The organism is Tsukamurella sp. II2bb (genome assembly GCF_057815145.1).
Genome location: NZ_JBYPZI010000003.1, coordinates 443,051 through 468,525, shown reverse-complemented (window position 1 = coordinate 468,525; position 25,475 = coordinate 443,051). Strand labels below are relative to the sequence as shown.

Here is a 25,475-nt window from a genome sequence, read left to right as displayed (position 1 = left end):
GAGTACGACTACATTGTGGTGGGGGCCGGCAGTGCGGGCGCGGTGGTGGCCGCGCGGCTGACGGAGGATCCGGGAGTGTCTGTACTGCTCCTGGAGGCGGGTGGTGAGGCGGATGCGGACGAGATCGACATCCCGCTCGCCTTCTCCGCGCTGTTCAAGACGAAGTGGGACTGGAACTACACCACCACGCCGCAGAAGCACCTCGATGACCGGCCCGCGTACTGGCCGCGGATGAAGGCGCTCGGCGGCTGCTCGTCGATGAACGCGATGATCTACATCCGTGGCAATCACGGTGACTTCGATGCGTGGGCGAACGACTACGGTGCGGCCGGCTGGTCGTACGACGAGGTGCTGCCGTACTTCAAGAAGGCCGAGGGGAACACCAGCCTGACCGACCGGTTCCACGGCACGACGGGGCCGCTCAACGTCGAGGACCGGGTGTACACCCACCCCCTCGTCGATGCCTGGGTGGATAGCGCGGCGAGCCACGGCATGGCCCGCAATCCCGACTTCAACGGCGCCGAGCAGGAGGGCGCGGGCCGCTACCAGGTCACCTGCAAGGGCGGCCGTCGCTGGTCCACCGACAAGGCCTACATCGAGCCGGCGCGGTCGCGGCCCAACCTCACGGTCGCGCTGGGTGCCACGGCCCGCCGCATCGAGTTCGACGGTGACCGCGCCTGCGGGGTGGTCTTCCGGCAGAGCGCGGTCGACCACACGGCGAAGGCGCGCCGCGAGGTGATCCTCTGCGGCGGCGCGGTGAATTCGCCGCAGCTGCTGATGCTCTCCGGTATCGGACCGGCCGAACATCTCGCCGAGCACGGCATCGACGTGCGCGTCGCGCTGTCGGGCGTGGGCGAGAACCTGCAGGACCACCCATCGTGCCGGTGATCTTCGAGACGCACGGGACCACCGATCTGATGGAGGCGCAGAACCTGCAGAACCTGCTGCGCTGGAAGGTCCGCGGGACCGGGCCGCTGGCGTCGAACGCGGGCGAGGCCGGCGGCTTCTTCCGCTCCCGCGAGGACCTCGACCTGCCCGACCTGCAGTACCACGTCATGGCCTCGGGCTTCTACGACAACATGCTGCACGAGCCCACCAAGCGGGGCTTCGTCTGCGGGCCCACGCTCGTGAACGTGGCCAGCCGCGGCAGGCTGCGGCTGCGCTCGGACAACCCCGACTGGCACCCGTCGATCGAGCCGAACTACTTCGAGGCGCCCGAGGACCTGGACGCGATGCTGGTCGGCACCCGGGCGGCGTTCGAGCTCTGCCAACAGGGCCCGCTCGCGCGCTACCTGGGCAAGCCCTGGCACCTGCCCGAGGCACCGTCGGACGACGATTACCTGGCGCACATCCGGCAGTACGCCCAGACCCTGTTCCACCCCGTCGGGACCTGCGCCATGGGCACCGGCGAGAACGCCGTGGTCGACCCGCAGCTTCGGGTCCGCGGCACCGAGGGCCTCCGCGTGGTCGACGCCTCGGTGATGCCGATGATCACCCGCGGCAACACGAACGCCCCCACCATCATGATCGCCGAGAAGGCGGCAGACGAGATCAGGAAGTCAGCATGACCGCAGCACAGCAGAAGACCTTCGACTCCCTCAACCCGCGGACCGGCGACGTCGTCGAGTCCTACCCGATCCACTCCGCCGACCACGTGCACGCCGTCGTGGCCCGGGCCCGGGAGCAGGCCGACTGGTGGCAGGAGATCGGCTTCGAGGGCCGCAAGAAGGCCCTGAACACCTGGAAGGGCGTGATCACCCGCCGGATCAACCAGCTGGCGCAGATCGTTCACGACGAGACCGGCAAGCCGCACGGCGATGCGCTGCTCGAGGCCGCGCTCGGCATCGACCACCTCTCCTACGCGGCGTCGCACGCGAAGAAGGTGCTCGGGCCGCGTCGGGTCGGCTCGGGCCTGGTCATGGCGAACCAGTCGGCGTCGGTGCGCTACCACCCGCTGGGCGTGGTCGGCGTGATCGGACCGTGGAACTACCCCGTCTTCACCCCGATGGGCTCGATCGCCTACGCCCTCGCCGCCGGCAACGCCGTCGTCTTCAAGCCCTCCGAGTACACACCCGGCGTCGGGGTGTGGCTGGCCCGCACCTTCGAGGAAGCCGTCGGCCGCCCGGTGCTGCAGACCGTCACCGGCCTCGGCGAGACCGGCCACGCCCTGTGCACCTCGGGCGTGAACAAGGTGGCCTTCACCGGCTCCACCGCCACCGGCAAGAAGGTCATGGCCGCGTGCGCCGAGACTCTCACCCCGGTCGTGATCGAGGCCGGCGGCAAGGACGCCTTCCTCGTCGACCGCGACGCCGATCTCGACGCCGCCGCCGACGCCGCCGCGTGGGGCGCCTTCGCCAACGCCGGGCAAACCTGCGTCGGCGTCGAACGCGTCTACGTGCACAAGGACGTCTACGACCCGTTCGTGGAAAAGCTGGTCGCCAAGGCCCGCGAGGTCACCGCCAACGACGCGATCGACTCCAAGATCGGCCCGATCACCATGCCGAGCCAGCTACCGATCATCAAAGCGCACATCGAGGACGCCCTCGCCCGCGGCGGCCGCGCCCTCATCGGCGGCGCGGACGCCGTCGGCGAGCGCTGGGTCCAGCCGACGGTGCTCGTCGACGTCCCCGAGGACTCGATCGCGGTCACCGAGGAGACCTTCGGCCCGACAGTCACCGTCGCCAAGGTCGACACCATGGACGAGGCGGTCGAGCTCGCGAACGCCACGAAATACGGCCTCGCCGCCACGGTCTTCTCCAAGGCCCGCGGCATGGAGCTGGCCGACAAGATCCGCTCGGGCATGGCGGCGGTGAACGGCATCATCACCTTCGCCGGGGTGCCGAACCTGCCCTTCGGCGGCGTCGGCGAGTCGGGCTTCGGCCGTATCCACGGCGCCGACGGCCTGCGCGAGTTCACCTACGCCAAGGCCATCGCGCGCAAGCGGTTCAACCCGCTGCTCGACCTCACGAGCTTCGCGCGGACCGCCGCGCAGGAGGGGCAGCTGACGCAGCTGATGACCCTGCTGCACGGCCGCGGCGGCACGATCACGTAGCGCTCAGCGCTGGTACACGACGGCGAGCTCGCGGGCGCGGTGCAGTGCCTGCACCGCGAGTTCGCCGTCCCGGGCCTGGATGGCCCAGATCGCGACGTACTCGTCCTGCGGCAGCTCGAGGTGCGCGAACTGGGATCCTTCGGGGAAGGTGAAGGCCCGCACCAGGTCCCACGGGTAGGTGTTCTCGTTCAGCAGGTTCCGGATGGTGACGCCGTCCGGGCCGAGGTGCAGGCGCGGCCGGGTGAACATCAGCGCGCCACCGGCCAGGATCAGGCCGATCACGACCATGCCGATCTGATCGGAGAGCCGGAAGGTCAGCCCCGAGTCGCCGCCCGCCTTGAGGAGCCACGCGACGACGGCATGGCCCAGCACCAGCACCACGGCCACCGACCAGGCGTACACCTTGATCTTGCGCGGGGTCACGTCGAGCACGGGCTGGGTGGTGGAATCGGCGGTCACGAGTCCGAATTCTACCGATGCAGCGGCGCCGGCTACGACGCGCGCAGCCGGCGCAGCGTCAGCGCGGTGTCCAGAGCGGCCGACGCCGCCTGCTCGCCCTTGTCCTCCGCCGAGCCCGGTAGGCCCGCCCGGTCCAGGGCCTCGGCCTCGGTGTTGGTGGTGAGAACGCCGTTGCCGACGGGCACGCCCGCGTCGAGCGAGACGCGCAGCAGGCCCGCGGTGAGCGCATCGCAGACGTACTCGAAGTGCGGGGTGCCACCGCGGATGACGACGCCGAGCGCGACGACCGCGTCGTGGGTCTTCACGAGCTCCTGCGCCACGACGGGCAGCTCGACGGCGCCGGCCACCCGCTCGACGGTGACGTGCCGCACACCCGCGGCCTCGGCCGTCCGGACCGCCCCGGCGAGCAGGGCCTCGCAGACGGTGTCGTGCCAGCGCGAGGCGACGACGGCCAACTTCAGGTCGGCGGCACCGTCGAGGGTGATATCGGGGATTCCAGCGCCGCTCACGCGGTACCTCCCTGGTCGAAGTGGGCATCGAGGTCGCGCAGGTCGTGGCCCATGCGGTCGCGCTTGGTGCGCAGATAGTGGATGTTCTCGGCGTTCGCGCGCAGCGGCATCGCGACCCGCTCGGTGATCTGCAGGCCGTAGCCGTCGAGACCGACCCGCTTCGCGGGGTTGTTGGTGAGCAGCCGCATCGAGGTGATGCCGAGGTCGACGAGGATCTGGGCGCCGAGGCCGTAGTCGCGGGCGTCGGCGGGCAGACCGAGCTGCAGGTTCGCGTCGACGGTGTCCACTCCCCCGTCCTGCAGCTGGTAGGCCTGCAGCTTGTGCATCAGGCCGATGCCGCGCCCCTCGTGCCCGCGCATGTAGAGCACGACGCCGCGGCCCTCCTGCGCCACCATCTCCATCGCGGCGTCCAGCTGGGGGCCGCAGTCGCAGCGCAGCGAGCCGAAGACATCGCCGGTGAGGCACTCGCTGTGCACGCGCACGAGCACGTCGGCGCCGCCGTCGGAGGTCACGTCGCCCTTGACCAGCGCGATGTGCTCGACGTCGTCGTGGATCGAGGTGTAGCCGACGGCCTGGAAGTCGCCGTACCGGGTGGGAATCCGCGCGGCGGCCACCTGCACGACGTGCTTCTCGTGCTTGCGCCGCCAGGCGATCATGTCGGCGATGGAGATCATCGCGAGACCGTGCTCGTCGGCGAAGACGCGCAGCTCGTCGGACTTGGCCATGCCGCCGGGGTCCTTCTCCGAGACGATCTCGCAGATCACGCCGGCGGGCGCCAGACCGGCCATTGTGGCCAGGTCGACCGCGGCCTCGGTATGGCCTGGGCGGCGCAGCACGCCCCCGTCCTTCGCGCGCAGCGGCACGACGTGGCCGGGCCGGGTGAAGTCGTCGACGGTCGAGGACGGATCCGCCAGCTTCAGCATCGTCGTGGCGCGGTCGGCGGCGGAGATGCCGGTACCCACGCCCGCCTTGGCATCGACGGTGACGGTGTACGCCGTGCCGTGCTTGTCCTGGTTGGTGGCGTACATCGGCGGCAGGCCGAGCTTGTCGCAGGTGGCACCGTCGAGCGGCACGCACAGGTAGCCGGAGGTGTAGCGCACCATGAAGGCCACCAGCTCGGGCGTCGCCTTCTCGGCGGCGAAGATGAGGTCGCCCTCGTTCTCCCGGTCCTCGTCGTCCACCACGACGACGGCCTTACCGGCGGCGATGTCCTCGATCGCGCGCTCAATGGAATCGAACCTGGTCATGGCTACTTCTCCTCCTCGCGCCCGGCGAATCCGGTCAGGCGCTCGACGTACTTGGCGACGATGTCCACTTCGAGGTTGACGACGGTGCCGGGCTCGGCCCCGCCGAGATTGGTCAGGTCGAGGGTGGTGGGGATGAGCGAGACCTCGAACCAGTGCTGCGCATCGTCGCCGGTCACCCCCTGCCCGAGTGCGGAGACGGTGAGGGAGACACCGTCGATGGTGATCGAGCCCTTCTCGACGACGTACCGGGCCAGCTGCTCCGGCAGCGCGAGCCGCACCACGGTCCAGTGCTCGGACGGGCTGAGGCTGATGACGTGACCGGTGCCGTCGACGTGGCCCTGCACGATGTGCCCGCCGAGGCGGGAGTTCACGGCGGCGGCGCGCTCGAGGTTGACCCGGTCGCCGGGGCCGAGCTTGCTCAACGAGCTCCTGCGGAGCGACTCCTCCATCACGTCGGCGGTGAACGCCCCGTTCTCGACGGTGACGACCGTGAGGCACACGCCGTTGACCGCGATCGAGTCGCCGTGTTTCGCATCGGAGGTGACGAGATCGCCCTGGACCGTGAACCGGGCCGCATCCGGGAGATCCTCGCGGGCGGTGATCACGCCCAGCTCTTCGACGATGCCGGTGAACATCCGCCGCTCCTGCCACTTCGGCCTCAGGGCGGCACGACGACGCGGGGTACGCCCGCGTAGTTCTCTTTCATCCGGACTATGACCGTCGGCTCCGGGATCGCACCGGAATCTGCTGACCCCCACCTCGCGGCGGGGCGCTCGCGGGCTCGAACGCCGGGATCGCCCGGAGTCCATCACCGCCGGTGGGGAATCGCACCCCGCCCTGAGAACTTCCGCTTCCGAAGGTAGCACTCACCGGGCCGGGCCCCAAGTGTTGGGCTCACGACGAACGCAACAGTGTGAGCAGAACGTCGTCGCCGAGTCGCTCGACGGTGTCCAGGTCCAGTCGCAACGCGTCGCCGAGCGTGCCGACGCCGGGCACCGTCAGGGCGGGCAGGCCCGCACCCAGCAGCACGGGCGCGACGTACGCCTGCACCCGGTCGACCAGGCCCGCGGCGACGAAGGCGCCGATCACCGTCGAACCGCCCTCGACCTGGACGTGCACGGCGTCCCCCGCGGCATCGAGTGCGTCCTGTGGATCGTGCGAGTAGACGCGGACCGCCTCGCCCGGGCCGCCACAGACCTTCGTGATGGCCGGAAGTCGCCGCTCCCCCAGGATGATTCGGCGCGGTTGATGCGGATACAGGGTGCCGTCGGGACGCCGGGCGGTGAGCGCGGGATCGTCGGCGACGACGGTGCCCGTACCGACGATGATCGCGTCGAGCTGCGCCCGCTCGACGTGCGCACGGGCCCGCGCCTCGGGCCCGGTGATCCACCGGCTGGTGCCATCGGGCGCGGCGATCCGGCCGTCGACGGTGGCCGCGAGTTTGACGGTGACCATCGGGCGGCCGTGCCGCTGCCGGAACAGCCATTCGGCGAGCGGCCAGGGTTCGGCGGCGAGATGGTCGACCTCGACGCCCGCCCGCCGCAGGGTGTGCGCCCCGCCTGCGGCGAGGGGGTTGGGATCCGCAGCGGCATAGGCGACGCGCGCGACCCCCGCGGCGATCAGGGCCTGCGTGCACGGCCCGGTACGGCCGGTGTGGTCGCACGGCTCGAGCGTGACGACGGCGGTGCCGCCGCGCGCGGCCTCCCCCGCCTCGGCGAGGGCGACGACCTCGGCGTGCGGTCCGCCCGCAGGCGCGGTCCGGCCCCGTCCGACGACGGTGCCGTCGGCCGCGAGGATCACCGCGCCGACGGGCGGATTGGGCGTACTGATCCCGCGCGCGGCCACCGATTCCTCGACGGCCAGCGCGAGGGCGGCCTGCAGGTCCACGGTCAGGCGCGCGGTACGGCGGCGGCCTGCGCGCGGAGCTTGCGCACCGCCTCGGCGGGGTCCGCGGCGTTGTAGACGGCGGAACCGGCCACGAAGCAGTCGACGCCGGCGGCGGCGGCCTGCTCGATGGTGTCGGCGTTGATCCCCCCGTCGATCTCGACGAGCAGGCGCAGCTCGCCCGAGTCGACGAGGCGCCGCGCCGCACGTGCCTTCTCCAGGACGTCGGCGATGAAGGACTGTCCGCCGAAGCCGGGCTCGACGCTCATCACGAGGAGCGTGTCGAAGCTCTTGAGGATCTCCGCGTACGGCTCGAACGCGGTGCCGGGCTTGATCGCGAGGCCGGCCTTGCCGCCGGCGGCGCGGATGTCCTTGGCGACAGCGACCGGATCGTCGGTGGCCTCCGCGTGGAAGGTCACGTTGTAGGCGCCCGCCTCGGCGTAGGGCGGTGACAAGGTGGCCTTCACCGGCTCCACCGCCACCGGCAAGAAGGTCATGGCCGCGTGCGCCGAGACTCTCACCCCGGTCGTGATCGAGGCCGGCGGCAAGGACGCCTTCCTCGTCGACCGCGACGCCGATCTCGACGCCGCCGCCGACGCCGCCGCGTGGGGCGCCTTCGCCAACGCCGGGCAAACCTGCGTCGGCGTCGAACGCGTCTACGTGCACAAGGACGTCTACGACCCGTTCGTGGAAAAGCTGGTCGCCAAGGCCCGCGAGGTCACCGCCAACGACGCGATCGACTCCAAGATCGGCCCGATCACCATGCCGAGCCAGCTACCGATCATCAAAGCGCACATCGAGGACGCCCTCGCCCGCGGCGGCCGCGCCCTCATCGGCGGCGCGGACGCCGTCGGCGAGCGCTGGGTCCAGCCGACGGTGCTCGTCGACGTCCCCGAGGACTCGATCGCGGTCACCGAGGAGACCTTCGGCCCGACAGTCACCGTCGCCAAGGTCGACACCATGGACGAGGCGGTCGAGCTCGCGAACGCCACGAAATACGGCCTCGCCGCCACGGTCTTCTCCAAGGCCCGCGGCATGGAGCTGGCCGACAAGATCCGCTCGGGCATGGCGGCGGTGAACGGCATCATCACCTTCGCCGGGGTGCCGAACCTGCCCTTCGGCGGCGTCGGCGAGTCGGGCTTCGGCCGTATCCACGGCGCCGACGGCCTGCGCGAGTTCACCTACGCCAAGGCCATCGCGCGCAAGCGGTTCAACCCGCTGCTCGACCTCACGAGCTTCGCGCGGACCGCCGCGCAGGAGGGGCAGCTGACGCAGCTGATGACCCTGCTGCACGGCCGCGGCGGCACGATCACGTAGCGCTCAGCGCTGGTACACGACGGCGAGCTCGCGGGCGCGGTGCAGTGCCTGCACCGCGAGTTCGCCGTCCCGGGCCTGGATGGCCCAGATCGCGACGTACTCGTCCTGCGGCAGCTCGAGGTGCGCGAACTGGGATCCTTCGGGGAAGGTGAAGGCCCGCACCAGGTCCCACGGGTAGGTGTTCTCGTTCAGCAGGTTCCGGATGGTGACGCCGTCCGGGCCGAGGTGCAGGCGCGGCCGGGTGAACATCAGCGCGCCACCGGCCAGGATCAGGCCGATCACGACCATGCCGATCTGATCGGAGAGCCGGAAGGTCAGCCCCGAGTCGCCGCCCGCCTTGAGGAGCCACGCGACGACGGCATGGCCCAGCACCAGCACCACGGCCACCGACCAGGCGTACACCTTGATCTTGCGCGGGGTCACGTCGAGCACGGGCTGGGTGGTGGAATCGGCGGTCACGAGTCCGAATTCTACCGATGCAGCGGCGCCGGCTACGACGCGCGCAGCCGGCGCAGCGTCAGCGCGGTGTCCAGAGCGGCCGACGCCGCCTGCTCGCCCTTGTCCTCCGCCGAGCCCGGTAGGCCCGCCCGGTCCAGGGCCTCGGCCTCGGTGTTGGTGGTGAGAACGCCGTTGCCGACGGGCACGCCCGCGTCGAGCGAGACGCGCAGCAGGCCCGCGGTGAGCGCATCGCAGACGTACTCGAAGTGCGGGGTGCCACCGCGGATGACGACGCCGAGCGCGACGACCGCGTCGTGGGTCTTCACGAGCTCCTGCGCCACGACGGGCAGCTCGACGGCGCCGGCCACCCGCTCGACGGTGACGTGCCGCACACCCGCGGCCTCGGCCGTCCGGACCGCCCCGGCGAGCAGGGCCTCGCAGACGGTGTCGTGCCAGCGCGAGGCGACGACGGCCAACTTCAGGTCGGCGGCACCGTCGAGGGTGATATCGGGGATTCCAGCGCCGCTCACGCGGTACCTCCCTGGTCGAAGTGGGCATCGAGGTCGCGCAGGTCGTGGCCCATGCGGTCGCGCTTGGTGCGCAGATAGTGGATGTTCTCGGCGTTCGCGCGCAGCGGCATCGCGACCCGCTCGGTGATCTGCAGGCCGTAGCCGTCGAGACCGACCCGCTTCGCGGGGTTGTTGGTGAGCAGCCGCATCGAGGTGATGCCGAGGTCGACGAGGATCTGGGCGCCGAGGCCGTAGTCGCGGGCGTCGGCGGGCAGACCGAGCTGCAGGTTCGCGTCGACGGTGTCCACTCCCCCGTCCTGCAGCTGGTAGGCCTGCAGCTTGTGCATCAGGCCGATGCCGCGCCCCTCGTGCCCGCGCATGTAGAGCACGACGCCGCGGCCCTCCTGCGCCACCATCTCCATCGCGGCGTCCAGCTGGGGGCCGCAGTCGCAGCGCAGCGAGCCGAAGACATCGCCGGTGAGGCACTCGCTGTGCACGCGCACGAGCACGTCGGCGCCGCCGTCGGAGGTCACGTCGCCCTTGACCAGCGCGATGTGCTCGACGTCGTCGTGGATCGAGGTGTAGCCGACGGCCTGGAAGTCGCCGTACCGGGTGGGAATCCGCGCGGCGGCCACCTGCACGACGTGCTTCTCGTGCTTGCGCCGCCAGGCGATCATGTCGGCGATGGAGATCATCGCGAGACCGTGCTCGTCGGCGAAGACGCGCAGCTCGTCGGACTTGGCCATGCCGCCGGGGTCCTTCTCCGAGACGATCTCGCAGATCACGCCGGCGGGCGCCAGACCGGCCATTGTGGCCAGGTCGACCGCGGCCTCGGTATGGCCTGGGCGGCGCAGCACGCCCCCGTCCTTCGCGCGCAGCGGCACGACGTGGCCGGGCCGGGTGAAGTCGTCGACGGTCGAGGACGGATCCGCCAGCTTCAGCATCGTCGTGGCGCGGTCGGCGGCGGAGATGCCGGTACCCACGCCCGCCTTGGCATCGACGGTGACGGTGTACGCCGTGCCGTGCTTGTCCTGGTTGGTGGCGTACATCGGCGGCAGGCCGAGCTTGTCGCAGGTGGCACCGTCGAGCGGCACGCACAGGTAGCCGGAGGTGTAGCGCACCATGAAGGCCACCAGCTCGGGCGTCGCCTTCTCGGCGGCGAAGATGAGGTCGCCCTCGTTCTCCCGGTCCTCGTCGTCCACCACGACGACGGCCTTACCGGCGGCGATGTCCTCGATCGCGCGCTCAATGGAATCGAACCTGGTCATGGCTACTTCTCCTCCTCGCGCCCGGCGAATCCGGTCAGGCGCTCGACGTACTTGGCGACGATGTCCACTTCGAGGTTGACGACGGTGCCGGGCTCGGCCCCGCCGAGATTGGTCAGGTCGAGGGTGGTGGGGATGAGCGAGACCTCGAACCAGTGCTGCGCATCGTCGCCGGTCACCCCCTGCCCGAGTGCGGAGACGGTGAGGGAGACACCGTCGATGGTGATCGAGCCCTTCTCGACGACGTACCGGGCCAGCTGCTCCGGCAGCGCGAGCCGCACCACGGTCCAGTGCTCGGACGGGCTGAGGCTGATGACGTGACCGGTGCCGTCGACGTGGCCCTGCACGATGTGCCCGCCGAGGCGGGAGTTCACGGCGGCGGCGCGCTCGAGGTTGACCCGGTCGCCGGGGCCGAGCTTGCTCAACGAGCTCCTGCGGAGCGACTCCTCCATCACGTCGGCGGTGAACGCCCCGTTCTCGACGGTGACGACCGTGAGGCACACGCCGTTGACCGCGATCGAGTCGCCGTGTTTCGCATCGGAGGTGACGAGATCGCCCTGGACCGTGAACCGGGCCGCATCCGGGAGATCCTCGCGGGCGGTGATCACGCCCAGCTCTTCGACGATGCCGGTGAACATCCGCCGCTCCTGCCACTTCGGCCTCAGGGCGGCACGACGACGCGGGGTACGCCCGCGTAGTTCTCTTTCATCCGGACTATGACCGTCGGCTCCGGGATCGCACCGGAATCTGCTGACCCCCACCTCGCGGCGGGGCGCTCGCGGGCTCGAACGCCGGGATCGCCCGGAGTCCATCACCGCCGGTGGGGAATCGCACCCCGCCCTGAGAACTTCCGCTTCCGAAGGTAGCACTCACCGGGCCGGGCCCCAAGTGTTGGGCTCACGACGAACGCAACAGTGTGAGCAGAACGTCGTCGCCGAGTCGCTCGACGGTGTCCAGGTCCAGTCGCAACGCGTCGCCGAGCGTGCCGACGCCGGGCACCGTCAGGGCGGGCAGGCCCGCACCCAGCAGCACGGGCGCGACGTACGCCTGCACCCGGTCGACCAGGCCCGCGGCGACGAAGGCGCCGATCACCGTCGAACCGCCCTCGACCTGGACGTGCACGGCGTCCCCCGCGGCATCGAGTGCGTCCTGTGGATCGTGCGAGTAGACGCGGACCGCCTCGCCCGGGCCGCCACAGACCTTCGTGATGGCCGGAAGTCGCCGCTCCCCCAGGATGATTCGGCGCGGTTGATGCGGATACAGGGTGCCGTCGGGACGCCGGGCGGTGAGCGCGGGATCGTCGGCGACGACGGTGCCCGTACCGACGATGATCGCGTCGAGCTGCGCCCGCTCGACGTGCGCACGGGCCCGCGCCTCGGGCCCGGTGATCCACCGGCTGGTGCCATCGGGCGCGGCGATCCGGCCGTCGACGGTGGCCGCGAGTTTGACGGTGACCATCGGGCGGCCGTGCCGCTGCCGGAACAGCCATTCGGCGAGCGGCCAGGGTTCGGCGGCGAGATGGTCGACCTCGACGCCCGCCCGCCGCAGGGTGTGCGCCCCGCCTGCGGCGAGGGGGTTGGGATCCGCAGCGGCATAGGCGACGCGCGCGACCCCCGCGGCGATCAGGGCCTGCGTGCACGGCCCGGTACGGCCGGTGTGGTCGCACGGCTCGAGCGTGACGACGGCGGTGCCGCCGCGCGCGGCCTCCCCCGCCTCGGCGAGGGCGACGACCTCGGCGTGCGGTCCGCCCGCAGGCGCGGTCCGGCCCCGTCCGACGACGGTGCCGTCGGCCGCGAGGATCACCGCGCCGACGGGCGGATTGGGCGTACTGATCCCGCGCGCGGCCACCGATTCCTCGACGGCCAGCGCGAGGGCGGCCTGCAGGTCCACGGTCAGGCGCGCGGTACGGCGGCGGCCTGCGCGCGGAGCTTGCGCACCGCCTCGGCGGGGTCCGCGGCGTTGTAGACGGCGGAACCGGCCACGAAGCAGTCGACGCCGGCGGCGGCGGCCTGCTCGATGGTGTCGGCGTTGATCCCCCCGTCGATCTCGACGAGCAGGCGCAGCTCGCCCGAGTCGACGAGGCGCCGCGCCGCACGTGCCTTCTCCAGGACGTCGGCGATGAAGGACTGTCCGCCGAAGCCGGGCTCGACGCTCATCACGAGGAGCGTGTCGAAGCTCTTGAGGATCTCCGCGTACGGCTCGAACGCGGTGCCGGGCTTGATCGCGAGGCCGGCCTTGCCGCCGGCGGCGCGGATGTCCTTGGCGACAGCGACCGGATCGTCGGTGGCCTCCGCGTGGAAGGTCACGTTGTAGGCGCCCGCCTCGGCGTAGGGCGGTGCCCACCGGTCCGGATCGTCGATCATCAGGTGGCAGTCGAGCGGGATCGTCGTCGCCTTCAGCAGGCTCTCGACCACCGGCAGGCCCAGGGTGAGGTTCGGGACGAAATGGTTGTCCATGACGTCGACGTGGACCCAGTCGGCGCCCTCCGGCCCGCCTACGGCGTCGATCTCCGCGCCGAGTCGGGCGAAGTCGGCGGAGAGGATGGACGGCGCGATCATCGGCGAAGACATGCGTCGGATTCTACGTCCCGCGACTTCACGGCCGAGCGGGCACACGACGCCGGACTCGGCCTCGGGTGGCCGTGCCGCCGCGGATTCACCGACTCGCATCGTGTCGTCGTTGAGTTTCATTAGTCACTCTTGTAACATCAGACTCAATAATCACACGGGTAACTCTCGTGTCGTCGATTGTTGAGAGGTCGTCATGCGGATCGCACGCACCACCGTGACCACGTTCGTGGCTCTCGCCGCGGCCACCGTCTTCGCAGCAGGGCCCGCCCTCGCCGATCCCGCCGTGCCGGCGGTCCCCGTCGCCCCTGCCGCTCCGGCTGCCCCGGCGGCTCCCGCGGCTGCCGCTCCGGCTGCTGCCGCTCCGGCTGCGGCCGCCCCTGCGGCTCCGGCTGCGGCCGCCCCTGCGGCTCCGGCAGCTGCCGCGCCCGCCGCGGATGCCGTGGCCGCGGTGCCGGGCGCGGCGACGCCCGCGACCCCCGCTGTGGCGAACACTCCGCTCGTCTCCACCGCCAACGCGGTTCCCGCGGCCGCCCAGCCCGCGCTGGCCGAGCTGGCGAAGATCCCCGGCGTGCAGCAGATCCTCGCGACCGGACAGCTCCCCACCACCGACGTCTCGACGCTGGTCAAGATGTTCGGCAGCGACCCGAACGCGCAGAAGCTGCTCGGCCAGCTCCTCGCGGGCCAGGCGTCGGCGACCACGCCCGCGGCCGGCACCACGCCGGAGGAGCCGCTGAAGTTCGCCGTCACCGGCGCCATCAACGACACCTTCACCAAGGACGGCGGCCAGAAGAAGTACGGCCAGCCCCTCGCCGTCGAGAAGGACGCGGCCGGCGGGAAGGTGCAGGAGTTCACCAACGGCACCATCTACTGGAACCCGAAGGTGAACGGCGGCAAGGCCGCCGGCGTGTCCGGCGCGATCCGCGATCTGTACCTCAAGGAGGGCGGCCCGAGCGGCAAGCTCGGTGCCCCGCTCATGAGCGAGCTGGCTGTCGGCGGGACCACCGCCGGTTCCGTGGCCGGCGCCTACAACGACTTCCAGAACGGCTCGATCGTGTGGTCGCCCGAGTACGGCGCCCACGTGGTCTCCGGCAAGATCAAGGATCAGTGGGTCAAGGGCGGCGGCGCCTTCGGCATGGGCTACCCCAAGGGCGACGCCAAGCCCGGCCCCGGCGGCGTCCTCGTCCAGGAATTCACCAAGGGCGGCGTCCTCAAGGCCTGACCCCCGCCCGATTGAACACCGTTATGGAGCAGAAAACCGCAGGTCGCGGTCTCCATAACGGTGTTCAATTGCGTCCGTAGGGATCCGTTCGCGACTCTGGTGCGTCCAATTGATGTGATGGGGCGCAGGGATGAGTTGTTGGCCGGGCGGACGGTGCACGCGCTCCGGCGGGAGGTCTCGTCGGTGATCCGGGGCGTTCGCCGGGACGGCACCGGGGCGCCCACCGTCGACGACGTCGCCGACGCCCTGGAGGTCGCGTATCCCGGGCTCGTCTTCGCCGGATGGAGTGCCGCGGCGCTGCGCGGCGCGGCGTACGCCGACGGTCACCGTCCGGAGATCTGGCTTCCGTCGCAGGCCCGGCGACGGGGCGTGGTGGTGCGCTGCGGCCACCTGCCTCCGGAGGACATCGTCACCGTCGGGTTAGTGGCGGCGGAGGGCCTGGAAGAACATGCCGTCGGTGCCGTGCAGGTGCGGCCAGAGCTGGACGTGCGGGCCGTCGCCGAGCGGCAGGTCGGTCGCGGGCACGAGCGGCCGGGTGTCGATCCGCTCCAGCCCGGCGGTCGCCAGGAGCTCCTCGTCACCGACGATGCCGAGCGTCTCGGCCACGTGCGGCGAGCAGGTCGCGTAGAGCACCACCCCGCCGGGCCGGGTGAGCGCCGCGGCAGCGGTGAGCAGTTCGCGCTGCAGCACCGTCAGCTCCGCGACATCGGAGGGCTGCTTGCGCCAGCGCGCCTCCGGACGGCGGCGCAGGGCGCCGATCCCGGAGCAGGGCGCGTCGACGAGCACCCGGTCGTACCCGGGCTCCAGGCCGGAGTTGCGGCCGTCGGCGACGTGCACGTCCACCGGCAGCCCCTTGACCGCCTTGCGGACCAGCTCGGCACGGTGCGCGGCGGGCTCGATCGCGTCGACCCGGGCACCCTCGATCGCGGCGAGCGAGCCGAGCAGCGCGGCCTTACCACCCGGGCCCGCGCACAGGTCGAGCCAGCGGCCACCGTCGGGCCCCTCGAGCGGCGCGACCGCGGCGGCGCGCGCCACGAGCTGCGACCCCTCGTCCTGGACACCGGCCAGGCCGTCCCGGACGGGTTCGAGCGCACCGGGATCGCCGCCCGGCAGGTACACGGCGTAGGGCGAGAGCCGGCCGGGCCCACCCTCGACGATCAGGGCGAGCTCCTCCGCGGAGATCTCCCCCGGCCGGGCGACCAGGTGCACGGGCGGCCGGGCGTCGTCGGAGGCGAGCAGCGCCTGCAGCTGCCCCATCGAATTGATACCGTTGGCGCGCAGTGATTCCCAGAACGCCTCGGCGATCCACCGCGGGTGCGCGTACTGCATCGCGAGGTGCCCGAGCAGGTCGTCCGCGGCGGGCGGGGCCACCCGGGCGACCCAGGTGTCCTCGTCGTCCTTGGACACCTTCCGCAGCACCGCGTTGGCGAAGCCGGCGGCGCCGCGCCCGGAGGTCGCCTTGACCGCGTCCACCGTCTCCGAGACGGCGGCGTGCGCCCCTACTCGCGTGCGCAGCAGCTGGTAGACACCCAGGCGCAGCCCATCCAGCACGGGCCCGTCGATATCGGAGACCGGGCGCCCCGAGGCGTTCTCGATCACCGCGTCGAGCAGTCCCTGTGCCCGGCACGTGCCGTAGGTGAGCTCGGTGGCGAAGGCCGCGTCGCGGCCCTTGAGCCGCTTGTCCCGGAGCAGGCCGGGCAGCACCAGGTTGGCGTACGCGCCCCGCTCGCGGACCGCGGCGAGGGTTTCGAGTGCGGCGCGGCGCGCGGGATCGGTCACTGGTCGCCTCCGAGGATGGTGCCGGACTCGACCCGGGCGCCGCGCGCCCAGTCGGCGGCGGGCATGGGCTTCTTGCCGGGCGGCTGGACGGTGCCGAGCCGCAGCGGCGCCGTGGCGGTGCCCACGTGGACCTCGCGCTTGGTGACGCGCAGCTCACCGGGGGCCAGCCGCTCGGACTCGGCGTCCACGACGGCGGGCCCGAGCTTGAGCCGGGCATCCCCGAGCGGCACCCACGCGCCGGGCGCGTCGGTCATGGCGCGGATGTGCCGGTCGACGGCGCCGGCGGGCAGGTCGAAGCGCACCCGCGCGGCGTCGACGGTCACCTTTGGCGCATGCGAGACGCCGTCGGCGGACTGGGGCTGGGCCTGCAGCGCGCCGGCCTCCACCCCGTCGACGGTGCGCCGCAGCAGTTCCGCGCCGTGCTCGGCGAGACGCGCGAGCAGCGTCGTCGAGGTGTCCTCGGGCCGGATGCGCTCGGTCAGCACCCCGAAGACGGGGCCGGTGTCCAGTCCCTCCTCGATGCGGAAGGTGGACGCGCCGGTGACCTCGTCCCCGGCCTCCAGTGCCGCCTGGACGGGCGCCGCGCCGCGCCATGCGGGGAGCAGCGAGAAATGCAGGTTGATCCACCCGTGTGCGGGCACGTCGAGCAGGTCCGGCGGGATCATCCCGCCGTAGGCGACCACCGGGCAGCAGTCCGGCGCCAGGTCGACGATCGCAGCCCGGGCCTCCGGATCGCGCAGCGTCGCGGGCGTGAGGACGGGGATGCCCGCCTCGTCGGCGACCTGCCCGACGGGCGAGCGCCGCACGCCGCGGCCCCGGCCGGACCGGGCGTCCGGGCGGGTGAGCACGCCCACCACCTCGTGATCGGAGTCGAGCAGTGCGCGCAGCGCCGGCACGGCGGGCTCGGGCGTCCCGGCGAAGAGCAGCCGCATCAGCCGCGCCCCCCGGCGGCGGCGCTGCCCAGCGTGGCAGCCGGATCGGTGAACCACGGCGAGCTGCGGATCACGCGCATGACGGCCTTGCGCTCCTCGGGCTCGAGCCGGCTCAGGTAGAGCACGCCGTCGAGGTGGTCGCTCTCGTGCTGGATGCATCGGGCCAGGATCTCGGTGGCCTCGATCGTCACGGGCGCGCCGGTACGGTCGACGCCCTCCGCCACGACGTTCATGTGCCGCGTGCACCGGCCCCGGACCTCCGGGATCGACAGGCAGCCCTCGGCACCGGTCTGCATCTCATCCCCCACCGCGCGCCACACCGGGTTGATCAGGTGCCCCTCCCGCCCGCCGCAGCCGTACACGAAGACCCGCTTGCTCACGCCCACCTGGGGCGCGGCCAGGCCCGCGCCGTCGTGGTGGTGCATGGTCTCGATCATGTCATCGACCAGCCGCGCCAGATCGGCGTCGAAAACGGTCACCTCGTCCGCGGGGGTGCGCAGGACGGGGTCCGGGTAGATCCGAATGGGGAGCACGCTCATTCCCCCATTATCCAGCCCGGACGGGCGTGCGCGGCACGCACTCCGGTGACGGCGGCGCTGCCGCGCGGGTCACACCGGCGCGTCCACGCTAGGAGTTCGCTCGCGGCTGCCTTAGGATTTCGACCGAAACGCCATGACACCCGCCCCGCCGGGCGAGAGAGGGTTCACGTGCAGATCGCGCGCGCCCGGCGGCCGCTGATCGGTGCCGCCGTCTGCCTGTCCGTGCTGTTCGGCACGGCGTGCACCACCACCGTGCAGCACGGCTCGGGTGCCCCGTCCTCGTCGGCGCCCGCGGCGCCGTCCTACCCGCCGGTGAGCCCCGCCGCGCTGGTGGGCAAGTTCCCGGTCACCCAGCCGCAGCGCATCGCCTACACCGTCCCGGACGGCGCTCCCGATCCCGAGCAGAACTACGGCGAGCTGTATCTGCCCACCAACCCGCCCATCGAGCAGAACCCGGCCGGCGGCGGCCCGCTGAGCGCCCGCACCACGATCGAGTTGCCCGCGCAGATCCCGGTGGTGGTGCTGTTGCACGGCGGTGGCTGGCGCATGCCGTCGGCGGCGACGTCGATGTCCGAGATGGCGCGGTCGCTCGTCTCGCACGGCGTCGCGGTGTGGAACGTCGAGTACCGGCGCATCGGGGCCGGAGGCGGTTACCCGGTCACGCTCACGGACACGGCCGCCGCGATCGACTTCCTGCAGACCATCAAGGCGCAGCGCGCCCCGAACCTGGACCTGAACGACGTCGTCGTCGCCGGACACTCCGCGGGCGGCCAGCTCGCGGTGTGGGCGTCGGCGCGGTCGATGCTCACCCCCGGCGCGATGGGCAGTGTGCCCGCGGTGACACCCGCGGCGGTCGTGTCCATGGGCGGTGTGCTCGACATGCGCCGGGCCGTCGCCGACGGCAACGTCAACACCCGGCTGTTCCTGGGCCTGCCGGACGAGTTCCCGCAGCAGTTCGCGGTGGCCGATCCGATCCAGAACATCAACCCGGCGGTGCCGGTCACCTGCTTCAACGGCACCGCGGACCACATCGTCCGGCCGGCCGGCTGCGAGGCCTTCGTGGCCGCCCTCCGCGCCAGGGGCGGCCACGGCGAGACCGTGCTGCTGCCCGGCGCCGGCCACAACGTCTACCTCCCGTCGCAGGCCCAGAACCGCTACTGGCCCGTCGTCCAGAAGGCGATCCTCGGCTACACCGACGAATTCCGGCCGCGCGCGGGGCGGTGAGCACCGCCGCGTAAGGTGCCATCCGGGCCTATAACGGACGGAAGGGACAGTGCATTGGCGCACAACAACGGCACGCTCGATGAGCTCTACAGCGAGGTTCTCCGGCGGAATCCGGGTGAGACCGAGTTCCACCAGGCCGCCAAGGAGGTTCTCGAGAGCCTGGCGCCGGTGGTGACCAAGCACCCCGAGTACGTGGACGCGGCCGTGATCCGCCGGCTGTGCGAGCCGGAGCGCCAGATCATCTTCCGCGTGCCGTGGCAGGACGACAACGGCACCGTCCAGCTCAACCGCGGCTTCCGCGTGGAGTTCAACTCCGCGCTCGGACCGTACAAGGGCGGCCTGCGCTTCCACCCCTCGGTGTACCTCGGGATCGTGAAGTTCCTCGGGTTCGAGCAGATCTTCAAGAACTCCCTGACCGGCCTGCCGATCGGCGGCGGCAAGGGCGGCTCCGACTTCGACCCCAAGGGTCGCAGCGACGGCGAGATCATGCGCTTCTGCCAGTCCTTCATGACCGAGCTCTACCGCCACATCGGTGAGTACACCGACGTCCCCGCCGGCGACATCGGCGTGGGCGGCCGGGAGATCGGCTACCTGTTCGGCCAGTACAAGCGCATCACCAACCGCTACGAGTCGGGCGTCCTCACCGGCAAGGGCCTCACCTGGGGCGGCTCCCAGGTGCGCACCGAGGCCACCGGCTACGGCGCGGTCTTCTTCCTGAACGAGATGCTCAAGACCCAGGGCGATTCCTTCGACGGCAAGCGGGTCGTCGTCTCCGGCTCCGGCAACGTGGCCGTGTACGCGACCGAGAAGGTCGAGCAGCTGGGCGGCACCGTCGTCGCGTGTTCCGATTCGTCGGGCTACGTGGTGGACGAGAAGGGCATCGACCTCGAGCTGCTCAAGGACGTCAAGGAGCGCCGCCGCGCCCGGATCGACGTCTACGCGGCCGAGCGCGGCGCGATCTTCGTCCCCGGCGGCTCCGTCTGGGACGTGCCGTGCGACATCGCGCTCCCCTGCGCCACCCAGAACGAGCTCGACGGTGACGCCGCCGACCGGCTGATCAAGAACGGCACCACGTACGTCGCCGAGGGCGCGAACATGCCGTGCACCCCCGACGCGGTACGACTCTTCGCCGAGGCGAAGGTCGCCTTCGCGCCCGGCAAGGCCGCCAACGCCGGCGGCGTCGCGACCAGCGCCCTCGAGATGCAGCAGAACGCCTCCCGCGACTCCTGGTCCTTCGACTACACCGAGGACCGGCTCGCCCACATCATGAGCGGCATCCACGACCGCTGCCTGGAGACCGCCGACGAGTACGGCAGCCCGGGCGACTACGTGACCGGCGCGAACATCGCCGGGTTCATCCGCGTCGCCAACGCGATGCTCGCCCTCGGCGTCATCTAGGCGCTCGTCACCGCACGCGGAGCGGCCCGGTCCACACGTAGTGGCCGGGCCGCTCCTGCGCGTAGCCCACCCGGTAGGTGCCGGCGGGCAGGTCCCGCACGGTGACGGTGGCGGTGAAGACCCCGCGACGCCGGGTCCAGGCGAGCTCGGTCGACGGGGCGTCGTCGTCGGCCACGAGCACCCAGGCGTCGCCGTCGCGTCGCTCCACCCGCAGGTAACTGTCCGGGATCACGCGGTTCGGGTGCGGGCATTCGAACCCGACGGCGACCCGTCCGTCCGGTCCGGGGGTGCGCACCGTCGTCACGCGGACCGGGCGTGGACGGCTCAGCGCCACCCCGCCCGACGGTGACCCGAAGCGCCCGGGCCGCTGCCGGGGCGGGGGCGTGCCCCGGTCGGTCGGGCGGCCCGCCGCGAGGTCGGCGGCGAGCCGCTGCGCCGCCTCGGTGAAGGCCGCGAGTTCGTTGCGGCCGAAGACGGTGCTGCCCGCCTCGTAGCGCTGGGCGTCGTACTCCTCGGGCGTGGTAAGGTAGTGCGCGTAGCCGTTGGCGTAACCCTGGACCAGCACGTCCCGCGGGTCGATCCCCGCCGCGGCGGCGACCGCGGAGCGCAGCCGGGCACCCGCGGTCACGGTGACCTCCACGGGCAGGCACAACAGGTGCAGCTCGCCGAGACGCACCAGCTGCACCGGCAGGCGCTCCTGCACCCAGCCCAGAGCGCCGACGGGCAGGAGCATCTCCTTCGGTGCCTGTCGCGAACGCAGGGCCGGAGACCGCCGGTACAGGGCCCGGCTGATCGCACCGACCCGGTTGCCGAGCCCCTGGTGGAAGGCCGGCGAGCCGAGCCCGTCGGAGGTGCCGGCCGCGAAGGCCGCGCCGAGCACGGCGCGCCCCGTCGGCCCGTTCGCGGTGCGGGCGGCGCCGAAGTCCACGTACGCGAGCCGGTACCCGATCGGGGGCGCGAGCGCACGGCCCGGGCCGGCCGCGAGCCGCCGCGCCACCGCCAGCTGTCGCCGGCCGATCTCGGCGGTGTTGTCCCGCTCGTCGTCGGTGGGGCCGTGGCCGGCGCTGCCACCCAGGTTGGGCGACATGTCACCGGAATTGGTCTGCGCGAACGCTCCGACGAAGTCCGGACGGTGCGCCCGCTCGGCGGCCTCCCACGCGGCGGCCGCCCAGCCCTTGTTGTCGGAGCTGATGAGGCGGTTCCCGTTCCCCATCGAGGTGCAGTGCACCGCGAACCAGTCGATCGCCGCGCGGAGCTCGCCGTCGCGTTCGATCCGCAGGAGGGTCACGGCGGGATCGATCCGTCCGGGGAGCCGGTCGCGGTCCGGGTTGCGGTCGAAGGACGAGGCGCTGCGATTGACCGAGGCGTCGTGCAGCTCCCCGCGCGCGAGGGACAGCTCCGCCGGGGCGAGCGCCGCCTCGGCGTCGAGGACGGCACGCACCACCCCGTCGACGAGCCGATGGAAGGTGCGCCGGTGCCACCCGAACGTGGTGATGTTGTACAGCCGGTGACGCCCGTGACCGCCGGGACCGCAGTGCGTGTGGGTCGCGGTGAGCACCACGTTCTCCGCCGAGAGCCGGCCGCCGGTCGCGGCCGCGAGCCGATCCGTGATCTCGTCGACGGCGGCCTGGAAGAACATCCCGATATCGGCGACGACGAAGGCCACCCGGTGATCGCCCGCCGCGACGACGAAGGCGCGCGCCCACTGCCGCGTCACCAGCCCGCGACCGCGCTGGCCCGGCATGCCGTAGCCCATGAACCCGACGCCCCACGGCTCGCCCGTGATGTCGGCCTTCGCCCAGCCCGCGCGCATGCCGAAAGGCTAGTCGAGCCTCGGCGGCGCGGTCCGCACCAGCCGCGGGTCCGGCTCCCCGCCGGACATCCGGAGCGCACCGACGAGGACGCGGCCCAGGGTGAGCAGCCCCCTGGGGCTGCGCAGGTTCAGGCCGGCGAGAAGCTGGCGGAGGATGGTCAGCTGGTCGAAGTAGATCCGCTCCGCGACCAGGTTCTCCGCCTCGTCGAAGACGAAGTAGGCCGTCATCCGCGTGCGATGCCGGCCGCCGGTGGGCGGCATCCCGCCGAGCCGGCCGCGCTGGGTCCCGAGGAGCCAGAATTCGACGATCACCGCGTCCGCGCTGTGCCGCAAAGCGATCAGCTCATGGTTCTGATCGGGGAAGGCCGTGCGCGTGTCGGTGTAGTAGTCGCGCACCTCGCGGTCCCCGTCGTGGACGGTCATCGACGCGATCAGCTCGTAGCGCGGGTGCGGGAAGGTCGACAGGGTCGCGTCCCAGTCCTGGCGGACCTCGTCCCGGAAGTGATCGAGCACGAGCTGCTCACGGGCGCGCAGGACCGGGACCGGCGGCAGCACGAAGCGCGAAGTGTGGTCGCTCATCGGGATAGCGTACCCACACTGTGGGTAATTTCGGGTATCGAAGATGAGGAATGATGTGGTTCATGACCGACCCGCGCCCCCGCCGAGGCCGCCCCGCGCTGGGCGCGCCCAGGCTGAGCCGGGCCGCGGTCGTCGAGGCCGCGCTGGCGCTGATCGACCGGGACGGAGTGGCCGAGGTCAGCATGCGCTCCATCGCCCGGCACCTGTCCGTCGACCCGAAGAGCCTCTACAACCACGTGCGGGACAAGGACGACCTGCTCGACGCGGTCACCGAGCACCTGCTCCGGTCGATCGTCGTCCACGTCCCCACCGGCGACCTGCGGACGGACCTGGAGGGGGTGGCCCGGGCCTTCCGCACCGCCGCCCAGGCCCACCCGCGGGCCGCGACACTGGTGCTCACCCGCCAGGTGCAGTCCGTCGCCGCCCTGGCGCCGACCCAGTCCATCCTCGACGTCCTCCTCACCGCCGGGTTCCCGCCCGACGAGGCGGTGCACCTGATGCGGGCGCAGCTCGCCGCCCTGATCGGGACCCTGCTCCGCGAGTTCGAGGCGGCCCCGACCTTCGGTGTGACGGACGCCGAGGCGATCGCACGCCGCGAGGGCGCCCTCGCGGCGTGCGGCCTCCCGGCGGTGCAGGCCGTCGCGCCCGAGCTCGCCCGGTTCGACGCCGACGCCGAGTTCGCGTACATGATCGACCTGTCGATCGGCGCGGTGGAGGCGCGGCTCGCCCGGCGGGGTTGACCGAGGGTCACCCGATCCGGAGCGGATCGATCTGGATGCGCACGGGATCGCCCTCCCTCCGCAGGCTCCGGCCCACCTGGGCCAGGAACAGGGCCCGCGCGAGGGCGCGGCCGTCGCGCCGCGCCACCCGGACGAGCAGGCGCTGGGGCGGCGGCCCCGCATCCGGTGCGCCCGGGATCCGCACCCCGGGCGGCAGGTCGACGGGGCCGAGCACCTCCGCCCCGTCGGGCAGCTCGGCGGCGTCCACGACGCCCCGGATGTCGGGCTCCGCACCGTCGAGCGCGGCGAGATGCGTGGCCGGGGGGAAGCCCACCTCGGCGCGTTCGGCGAGCTCGGCCGCGGCGAACCCGGCCGCGTCCCACCGGATCAGCGCCTGCACGGCGCGGATCCCCGCGTCCGCGCCGCACACCACCGCACCGTCGGCGGCCACCAGCGCCGTCGCGTTCATCCACCGGCGCAGCGTCTCCTCCGCCGCCCGCAGGTCGGCGCGGCCGAGCATCAGCCAGCCGTCCAGCAGCAGCGCCGCCCCGTAGCCGCCCGGAGTGACGGGCTCCGCCCCCGGCGTCGCGACGACGATCCGCCGGCCGCCCGGCGCCTCGGCGAGCACCGTCGTGCCGCCCGAGACGGTGACCGCCGCCCCCGGGAAGGCCCGCCCGAGCTCCTCGGCGGTGCGCATGGCCCCCACGATCACGGCCCGCATGGTGGTGCCGCCGCAGGCCGGGCACCGGTAGCCGGCGTCGGTCTGCGCACACCAGCGGCAGCGCAGCACGCCACCGTCGGCCTGCTCCAGCGGGCCGTGGCAGCGCCGGCAGCGGGCCGGGGTGCGACACCGCGCGCAGGACAGGGCGGGGGCGTACCCGCGGCGCGGGACCTGCACGAGAACGGGCCGCTCGGCGTCGAGGGCCTCCCGCGCCGCGGCGAACGCCGCCGCCGGCAGGCGGGCCGAGCGCGCGAGCGGATCCCGCGCGAGCGCGACGTCCGAGTCGGCGGTGCCGGAGATCCGGGGCGAGCGACTCCGCACCAGCGCGCGGGGCGCGGTGATCTCCGCGGCCCAGCCGGCCTCGATGAGCGACTGCGACTCGGGGGTACGGGCGAACCCGCCGATCACCAGCGCGGCGCCCTCCTGGTGCGCGCGCAGGGCCAGTACCTCGCGCGTGTGCGGATACGGCGCCCGCGGCTCCACGAAGGATTCGTCGCCGTCGTCCCAGAGGGCGATCAGGCCGAGATCGGGCAGCGGAGCGAACGCCGCGCTCCGCGTGCCGATCACCAGGCGCGCCCGGCCGAGCAGCGCGAGCAGCCACCGCCGGTACCGCGCGGACGGTCCGAGCCCCGCGGCGAGGACCGCCGGTTCGAGGTGGGCGCAAGCCGCCGCGAGCCGGTCGAGGTCGCTCTGGTCCGGGACGATGAGCAGGGCCGTCCGGCCCGCCGCGACGACGGTGCCCGCCAGCTCTGCCAGGCGGGCCGCCCAGTCCTCCCCGGGCAGGGCCTGCCAGACGGCGCGGGGCGCGCGCCCCGCGACGGCCGCGGCCGCGAACTGGGCGCCGTGGGTGTATTCGGCGAGCGCCGAGGGGGGCGCCTCCGGCGGGACGTGGGCGGCCGGTTCCTGTTCGAGGAGGGCCTTCTCGACGCGCGCGTGCCGGGGCGGGATCGCGAGCCGCAGCACATCGGCCCGCGTCCCGGCGTACCGCGCAGCGACCTCCGTGACCAGGCGCAACACCGCTCCGGTGAGCACCGGCATCGGCGAGACCACCCGCTGCAGCGGCGCGAGCCGGCCCTCGTGCTCGGTGCGCGGCAACCGCTCGAGGAGGTAGCCGTCGACCAGCCGGCCGGAGAACCGGACGCGGACCCGGACCCCGGGTCGCGCCTGCTCGTCGAGCTCGGGCGGCACGAGATAGTCGAACTCCCGATCGAGGTGGCTGACCTGCAGCAGGGGCAGGACCCGGGCGATCGGGAGTTCGACGGCGGCCTGAGCGGCCTCGGCGGGGCCGGGTGCGGTCACACC

24 protein-coding genes, 2 pseudogenes and 2 riboswitches are annotated in these 25,475 nt (G+C 72.4%); of the genes and pseudogenes, 8 read left to right on the top strand and 18 right to left on the bottom strand.

Features of this window, described 5'->3' with window-relative positions; translation table 11 throughout:
- The 3 genes from AC21LY_RS10700 to AC21LY_RS10690 all read left to right on the top strand — a co-directional run.
- A partial coding sequence (locus AC21LY_RS10700) for a GMC family oxidoreductase (RefSeq protein WP_489046437.1) occupies positions 1-888 on the top strand: 888 nt, incomplete at its 5' end.
- Positions 879-1,568 carry a GMC family oxidoreductase gene (locus tag AC21LY_RS10695; protein ID WP_489046436.1) on the top strand — a complete coding sequence of 230 codons (690 nt, stop codon included), beginning with the start codon at positions 879-881 and terminating at the stop codon, positions 1,566-1,568. The genes AC21LY_RS10700 and AC21LY_RS10695, both read left to right, overlap by 10 nt.
- Positions 1,565-3,052, top strand: a complete 1,488-nt coding sequence (locus AC21LY_RS10690) for an aldehyde dehydrogenase family protein (RefSeq protein WP_489046435.1) — start codon at positions 1,565-1,567, stop codon at positions 3,050-3,052. The genes AC21LY_RS10695 and AC21LY_RS10690 overlap by 4 nt, the downstream gene beginning before the upstream one ends.
- Before the next feature lie 3 nt (positions 3,053-3,055).
- Here AC21LY_RS10690 and AC21LY_RS10685 read toward each other — a convergent pair whose 3' ends face one another.
- The 6 genes and pseudogenes from AC21LY_RS10685 to AC21LY_RS10660 all read right to left on the bottom strand — a co-directional run.
- The gene (locus tag AC21LY_RS10685) at positions 3,056-3,511 is read right to left on the bottom strand and encodes a PH domain-containing protein (protein ID WP_489046434.1); all 456 of its coding nucleotides are present in this window, start codon (positions 3,509-3,511) and stop codon (positions 3,056-3,058) included.
- A 32-nt stretch (positions 3,512-3,543) separates the two neighbouring features.
- A complete protein-coding gene (gene ribH, locus AC21LY_RS10680; protein WP_489046433.1) occupies positions 3,544-4,020 on the bottom strand; it encodes a 6,7-dimethyl-8-ribityllumazine synthase in 477 nt (158 codons plus the stop codon).
- The gene (locus tag AC21LY_RS10675) at positions 4,017-5,267 is read right to left on the bottom strand and encodes a bifunctional 3,4-dihydroxy-2-butanone-4-phosphate synthase/GTP cyclohydrolase II (RefSeq protein WP_489046432.1); all 1,251 of its coding nucleotides are present in this window, start codon (positions 5,265-5,267) and stop codon (positions 4,017-4,019) included. Before AC21LY_RS10675 ends, ribH (AC21LY_RS10680) begins: the two co-directional genes overlap by 4 nt.
- A gap of 2 nt (positions 5,268-5,269) precedes the next feature.
- The gene (locus AC21LY_RS10670; protein ID WP_489046430.1) at positions 5,270-5,902 is read right to left on the bottom strand and encodes a riboflavin synthase; all 633 of its coding nucleotides are present in this window, start codon (positions 5,900-5,902) and stop codon (positions 5,270-5,272) included.
- Positions 5,903-5,957: 55 nt separating this feature from the next.
- Positions 5,958-6,116: riboswitch (FMN riboswitch) on the bottom strand.
- 45 nt (positions 6,117-6,161) lie between these two features.
- Positions 6,162-7,154 carry a bifunctional diaminohydroxyphosphoribosylaminopyrimidine deaminase/5-amino-6-(5-phosphoribosylamino)uracil reductase RibD gene (gene ribD / locus AC21LY_RS10665; RefSeq protein ID WP_489046429.1) on the bottom strand — a complete coding sequence of 331 codons (993 nt, stop codon included), beginning with the start codon at positions 7,152-7,154 and terminating at the stop codon, positions 6,162-6,164.
- A gap of 2 nt (positions 7,155-7,156) precedes the next feature.
- A pseudogene (locus AC21LY_RS10660) lies at positions 7,157-7,603 on the bottom strand (ribulose-phosphate 3-epimerase); the annotation flags it as partial.
- On the opposite strand from AC21LY_RS10660, the pseudogene AC21LY_RS10655 reads away from it, so the two are divergent.
- A pseudogene (locus AC21LY_RS10655) lies at positions 7,596-8,468 on the top strand (aldehyde dehydrogenase family protein); the annotation flags it as partial. The pseudogenes AC21LY_RS10660 and AC21LY_RS10655 overlap by 8 nt on opposite strands.
- Positions 8,469-8,471: 3 nt before the next feature.
- On the opposite strand, the gene AC21LY_RS10650 reads toward AC21LY_RS10655, so the two are convergent.
- The 6 genes from AC21LY_RS10650 to rpe all read right to left on the bottom strand — a co-directional run bounded on the left by AC21LY_RS10650 (position 8,472) and on the right by rpe (position 13,250).
- On the bottom strand, positions 8,472-8,927 hold the full coding sequence (locus tag AC21LY_RS10650) for a PH domain-containing protein (RefSeq protein ID WP_489046434.1): 456 nt from the start codon (positions 8,925-8,927) through the stop codon (positions 8,472-8,474).
- A gap of 32 nt (positions 8,928-8,959) precedes the next feature.
- Positions 8,960-9,436 carry a 6,7-dimethyl-8-ribityllumazine synthase gene (gene ribH, locus AC21LY_RS10645; protein ID WP_489046433.1) on the bottom strand — a complete coding sequence of 159 codons (477 nt, stop codon included), beginning with the start codon at positions 9,434-9,436 and terminating at the stop codon, positions 8,960-8,962.
- On the bottom strand, positions 9,433-10,683 hold the full coding sequence (locus AC21LY_RS10640; RefSeq protein ID WP_489046432.1) for a bifunctional 3,4-dihydroxy-2-butanone-4-phosphate synthase/GTP cyclohydrolase II: 1,251 nt from the start codon (positions 10,681-10,683) through the stop codon (positions 9,433-9,435). The genes ribH (AC21LY_RS10645) and AC21LY_RS10640 overlap by 4 nt, the downstream gene beginning before the upstream one ends.
- A 2-nt stretch (positions 10,684-10,685) precedes the next feature.
- Positions 10,686-11,318 carry a riboflavin synthase gene (locus AC21LY_RS10635; protein ID WP_489046430.1) on the bottom strand — a complete coding sequence of 211 codons (633 nt, stop codon included), beginning with the start codon at positions 11,316-11,318 and terminating at the stop codon, positions 10,686-10,688.
- A gap of 55 nt (positions 11,319-11,373) precedes the next feature.
- A riboswitch (FMN riboswitch) is annotated at positions 11,374-11,532 on the bottom strand.
- A 45-nt stretch (positions 11,533-11,577) separates the two neighbouring features.
- Positions 11,578-12,570, bottom strand: a complete 993-nt coding sequence (gene ribD / locus AC21LY_RS10630; RefSeq protein WP_489046429.1) for a bifunctional diaminohydroxyphosphoribosylaminopyrimidine deaminase/5-amino-6-(5-phosphoribosylamino)uracil reductase RibD — start codon at positions 12,568-12,570, stop codon at positions 11,578-11,580.
- Between the two features lie 2 nt (positions 12,571-12,572).
- Entirely contained in the window at positions 12,573-13,250 is a 678-nt protein-coding gene (rpe, locus tag AC21LY_RS10625; protein WP_489046428.1) for a ribulose-phosphate 3-epimerase, read from the bottom strand.
- Between the two features lie 193 nt (positions 13,251-13,443).
- Between rpe and AC21LY_RS10620 the strand changes: the two genes are divergently transcribed.
- Positions 13,444-14,469, top strand: a complete 1,026-nt coding sequence (locus AC21LY_RS10620; protein WP_489046427.1) for an LGFP repeat-containing protein — start codon at positions 13,444-13,446, stop codon at positions 14,467-14,469.
- 420 nt (positions 14,470-14,889) lie between these two features.
- On the opposite strand, the gene AC21LY_RS10615 is transcribed toward AC21LY_RS10620, so the two are convergent.
- The 3 genes from AC21LY_RS10615 to def are packed head-to-tail and all read right to left on the bottom strand — an operon-like array spanning position 14,890 to position 17,719.
- Positions 14,890-16,299: an RsmB/NOP family class I SAM-dependent RNA methyltransferase gene (locus AC21LY_RS10615; RefSeq protein WP_489046455.1), complete on the bottom strand. Its 1,410-nt coding sequence runs from the start codon at positions 16,297-16,299 to the stop codon at positions 14,890-14,892.
- Complete coding sequence (locus AC21LY_RS10610) at positions 16,245-17,180, bottom strand: methionyl-tRNA formyltransferase (protein ID WP_489046426.1); 936 nt, start codon at positions 17,178-17,180, stop codon at positions 16,245-16,247. The genes AC21LY_RS10615 and AC21LY_RS10610 overlap by 55 nt, the downstream gene beginning before the upstream one ends.
- Complete coding sequence (def, locus tag AC21LY_RS10605) at positions 17,180-17,719, bottom strand: peptide deformylase (protein WP_489046425.1); 540 nt, start codon at positions 17,717-17,719, stop codon at positions 17,180-17,182. The genes AC21LY_RS10610 and def overlap by 1 nt, the downstream gene beginning before the upstream one ends.
- A gap of 168 nt (positions 17,720-17,887) precedes the next feature.
- Here def and AC21LY_RS10600 point away from each other — a divergent pair, with 168 nt between their 5' ends.
- The gene (locus AC21LY_RS10600) at positions 17,888-18,943 is read left to right on the top strand and encodes an alpha/beta hydrolase family protein (protein ID WP_489046424.1); all 1,056 of its coding nucleotides are present in this window, start codon (positions 17,888-17,890) and stop codon (positions 18,941-18,943) included.
- A 54-nt stretch (positions 18,944-18,997) separates the two neighbouring features.
- The gene (gdhA, locus tag AC21LY_RS10595; protein ID WP_489046423.1) at positions 18,998-20,341 is read left to right on the top strand and encodes an NADP-specific glutamate dehydrogenase; all 1,344 of its coding nucleotides are present in this window, start codon (positions 18,998-19,000) and stop codon (positions 20,339-20,341) included.
- Between the two features lie 7 nt (positions 20,342-20,348).
- Here gdhA and AC21LY_RS10590 read toward each other — a convergent pair whose 3' ends face one another.
- Positions 20,349-22,154 (bottom strand): neutral/alkaline non-lysosomal ceramidase N-terminal domain-containing protein, encoded by a 1,806-nt coding sequence (locus AC21LY_RS10590; RefSeq protein WP_489046421.1) that lies wholly within the window; start codon positions 22,152-22,154, stop codon positions 20,349-20,351.
- A 9-nt stretch (positions 22,155-22,163) separates the two neighbouring features.
- The gene (locus AC21LY_RS10585) at positions 22,164-22,733 is read right to left on the bottom strand and encodes an ester cyclase (protein WP_489046420.1); all 570 of its coding nucleotides are present in this window, start codon (positions 22,731-22,733) and stop codon (positions 22,164-22,166) included.
- A gap of 62 nt (positions 22,734-22,795) precedes the next feature.
- On the opposite strand from AC21LY_RS10585, the gene AC21LY_RS10580 reads away from it, so the two are divergent.
- A complete protein-coding gene (locus AC21LY_RS10580) occupies positions 22,796-23,473 on the top strand; it encodes a TetR/AcrR family transcriptional regulator (protein WP_489046418.1) in 678 nt (225 codons plus the stop codon).
- A 7-nt stretch (positions 23,474-23,480) separates the two neighbouring features.
- Here AC21LY_RS10580 and AC21LY_RS10575 read toward each other — a convergent pair whose 3' ends face one another.
- Positions 23,481-25,472, bottom strand: coding sequence for a primosomal protein N' (locus AC21LY_RS10575; RefSeq protein WP_489046417.1), 1,992 nt, complete (start codon positions 25,470-25,472; stop codon positions 23,481-23,483).
- Positions 25,473-25,475 lie beyond the last annotated feature (3 nt).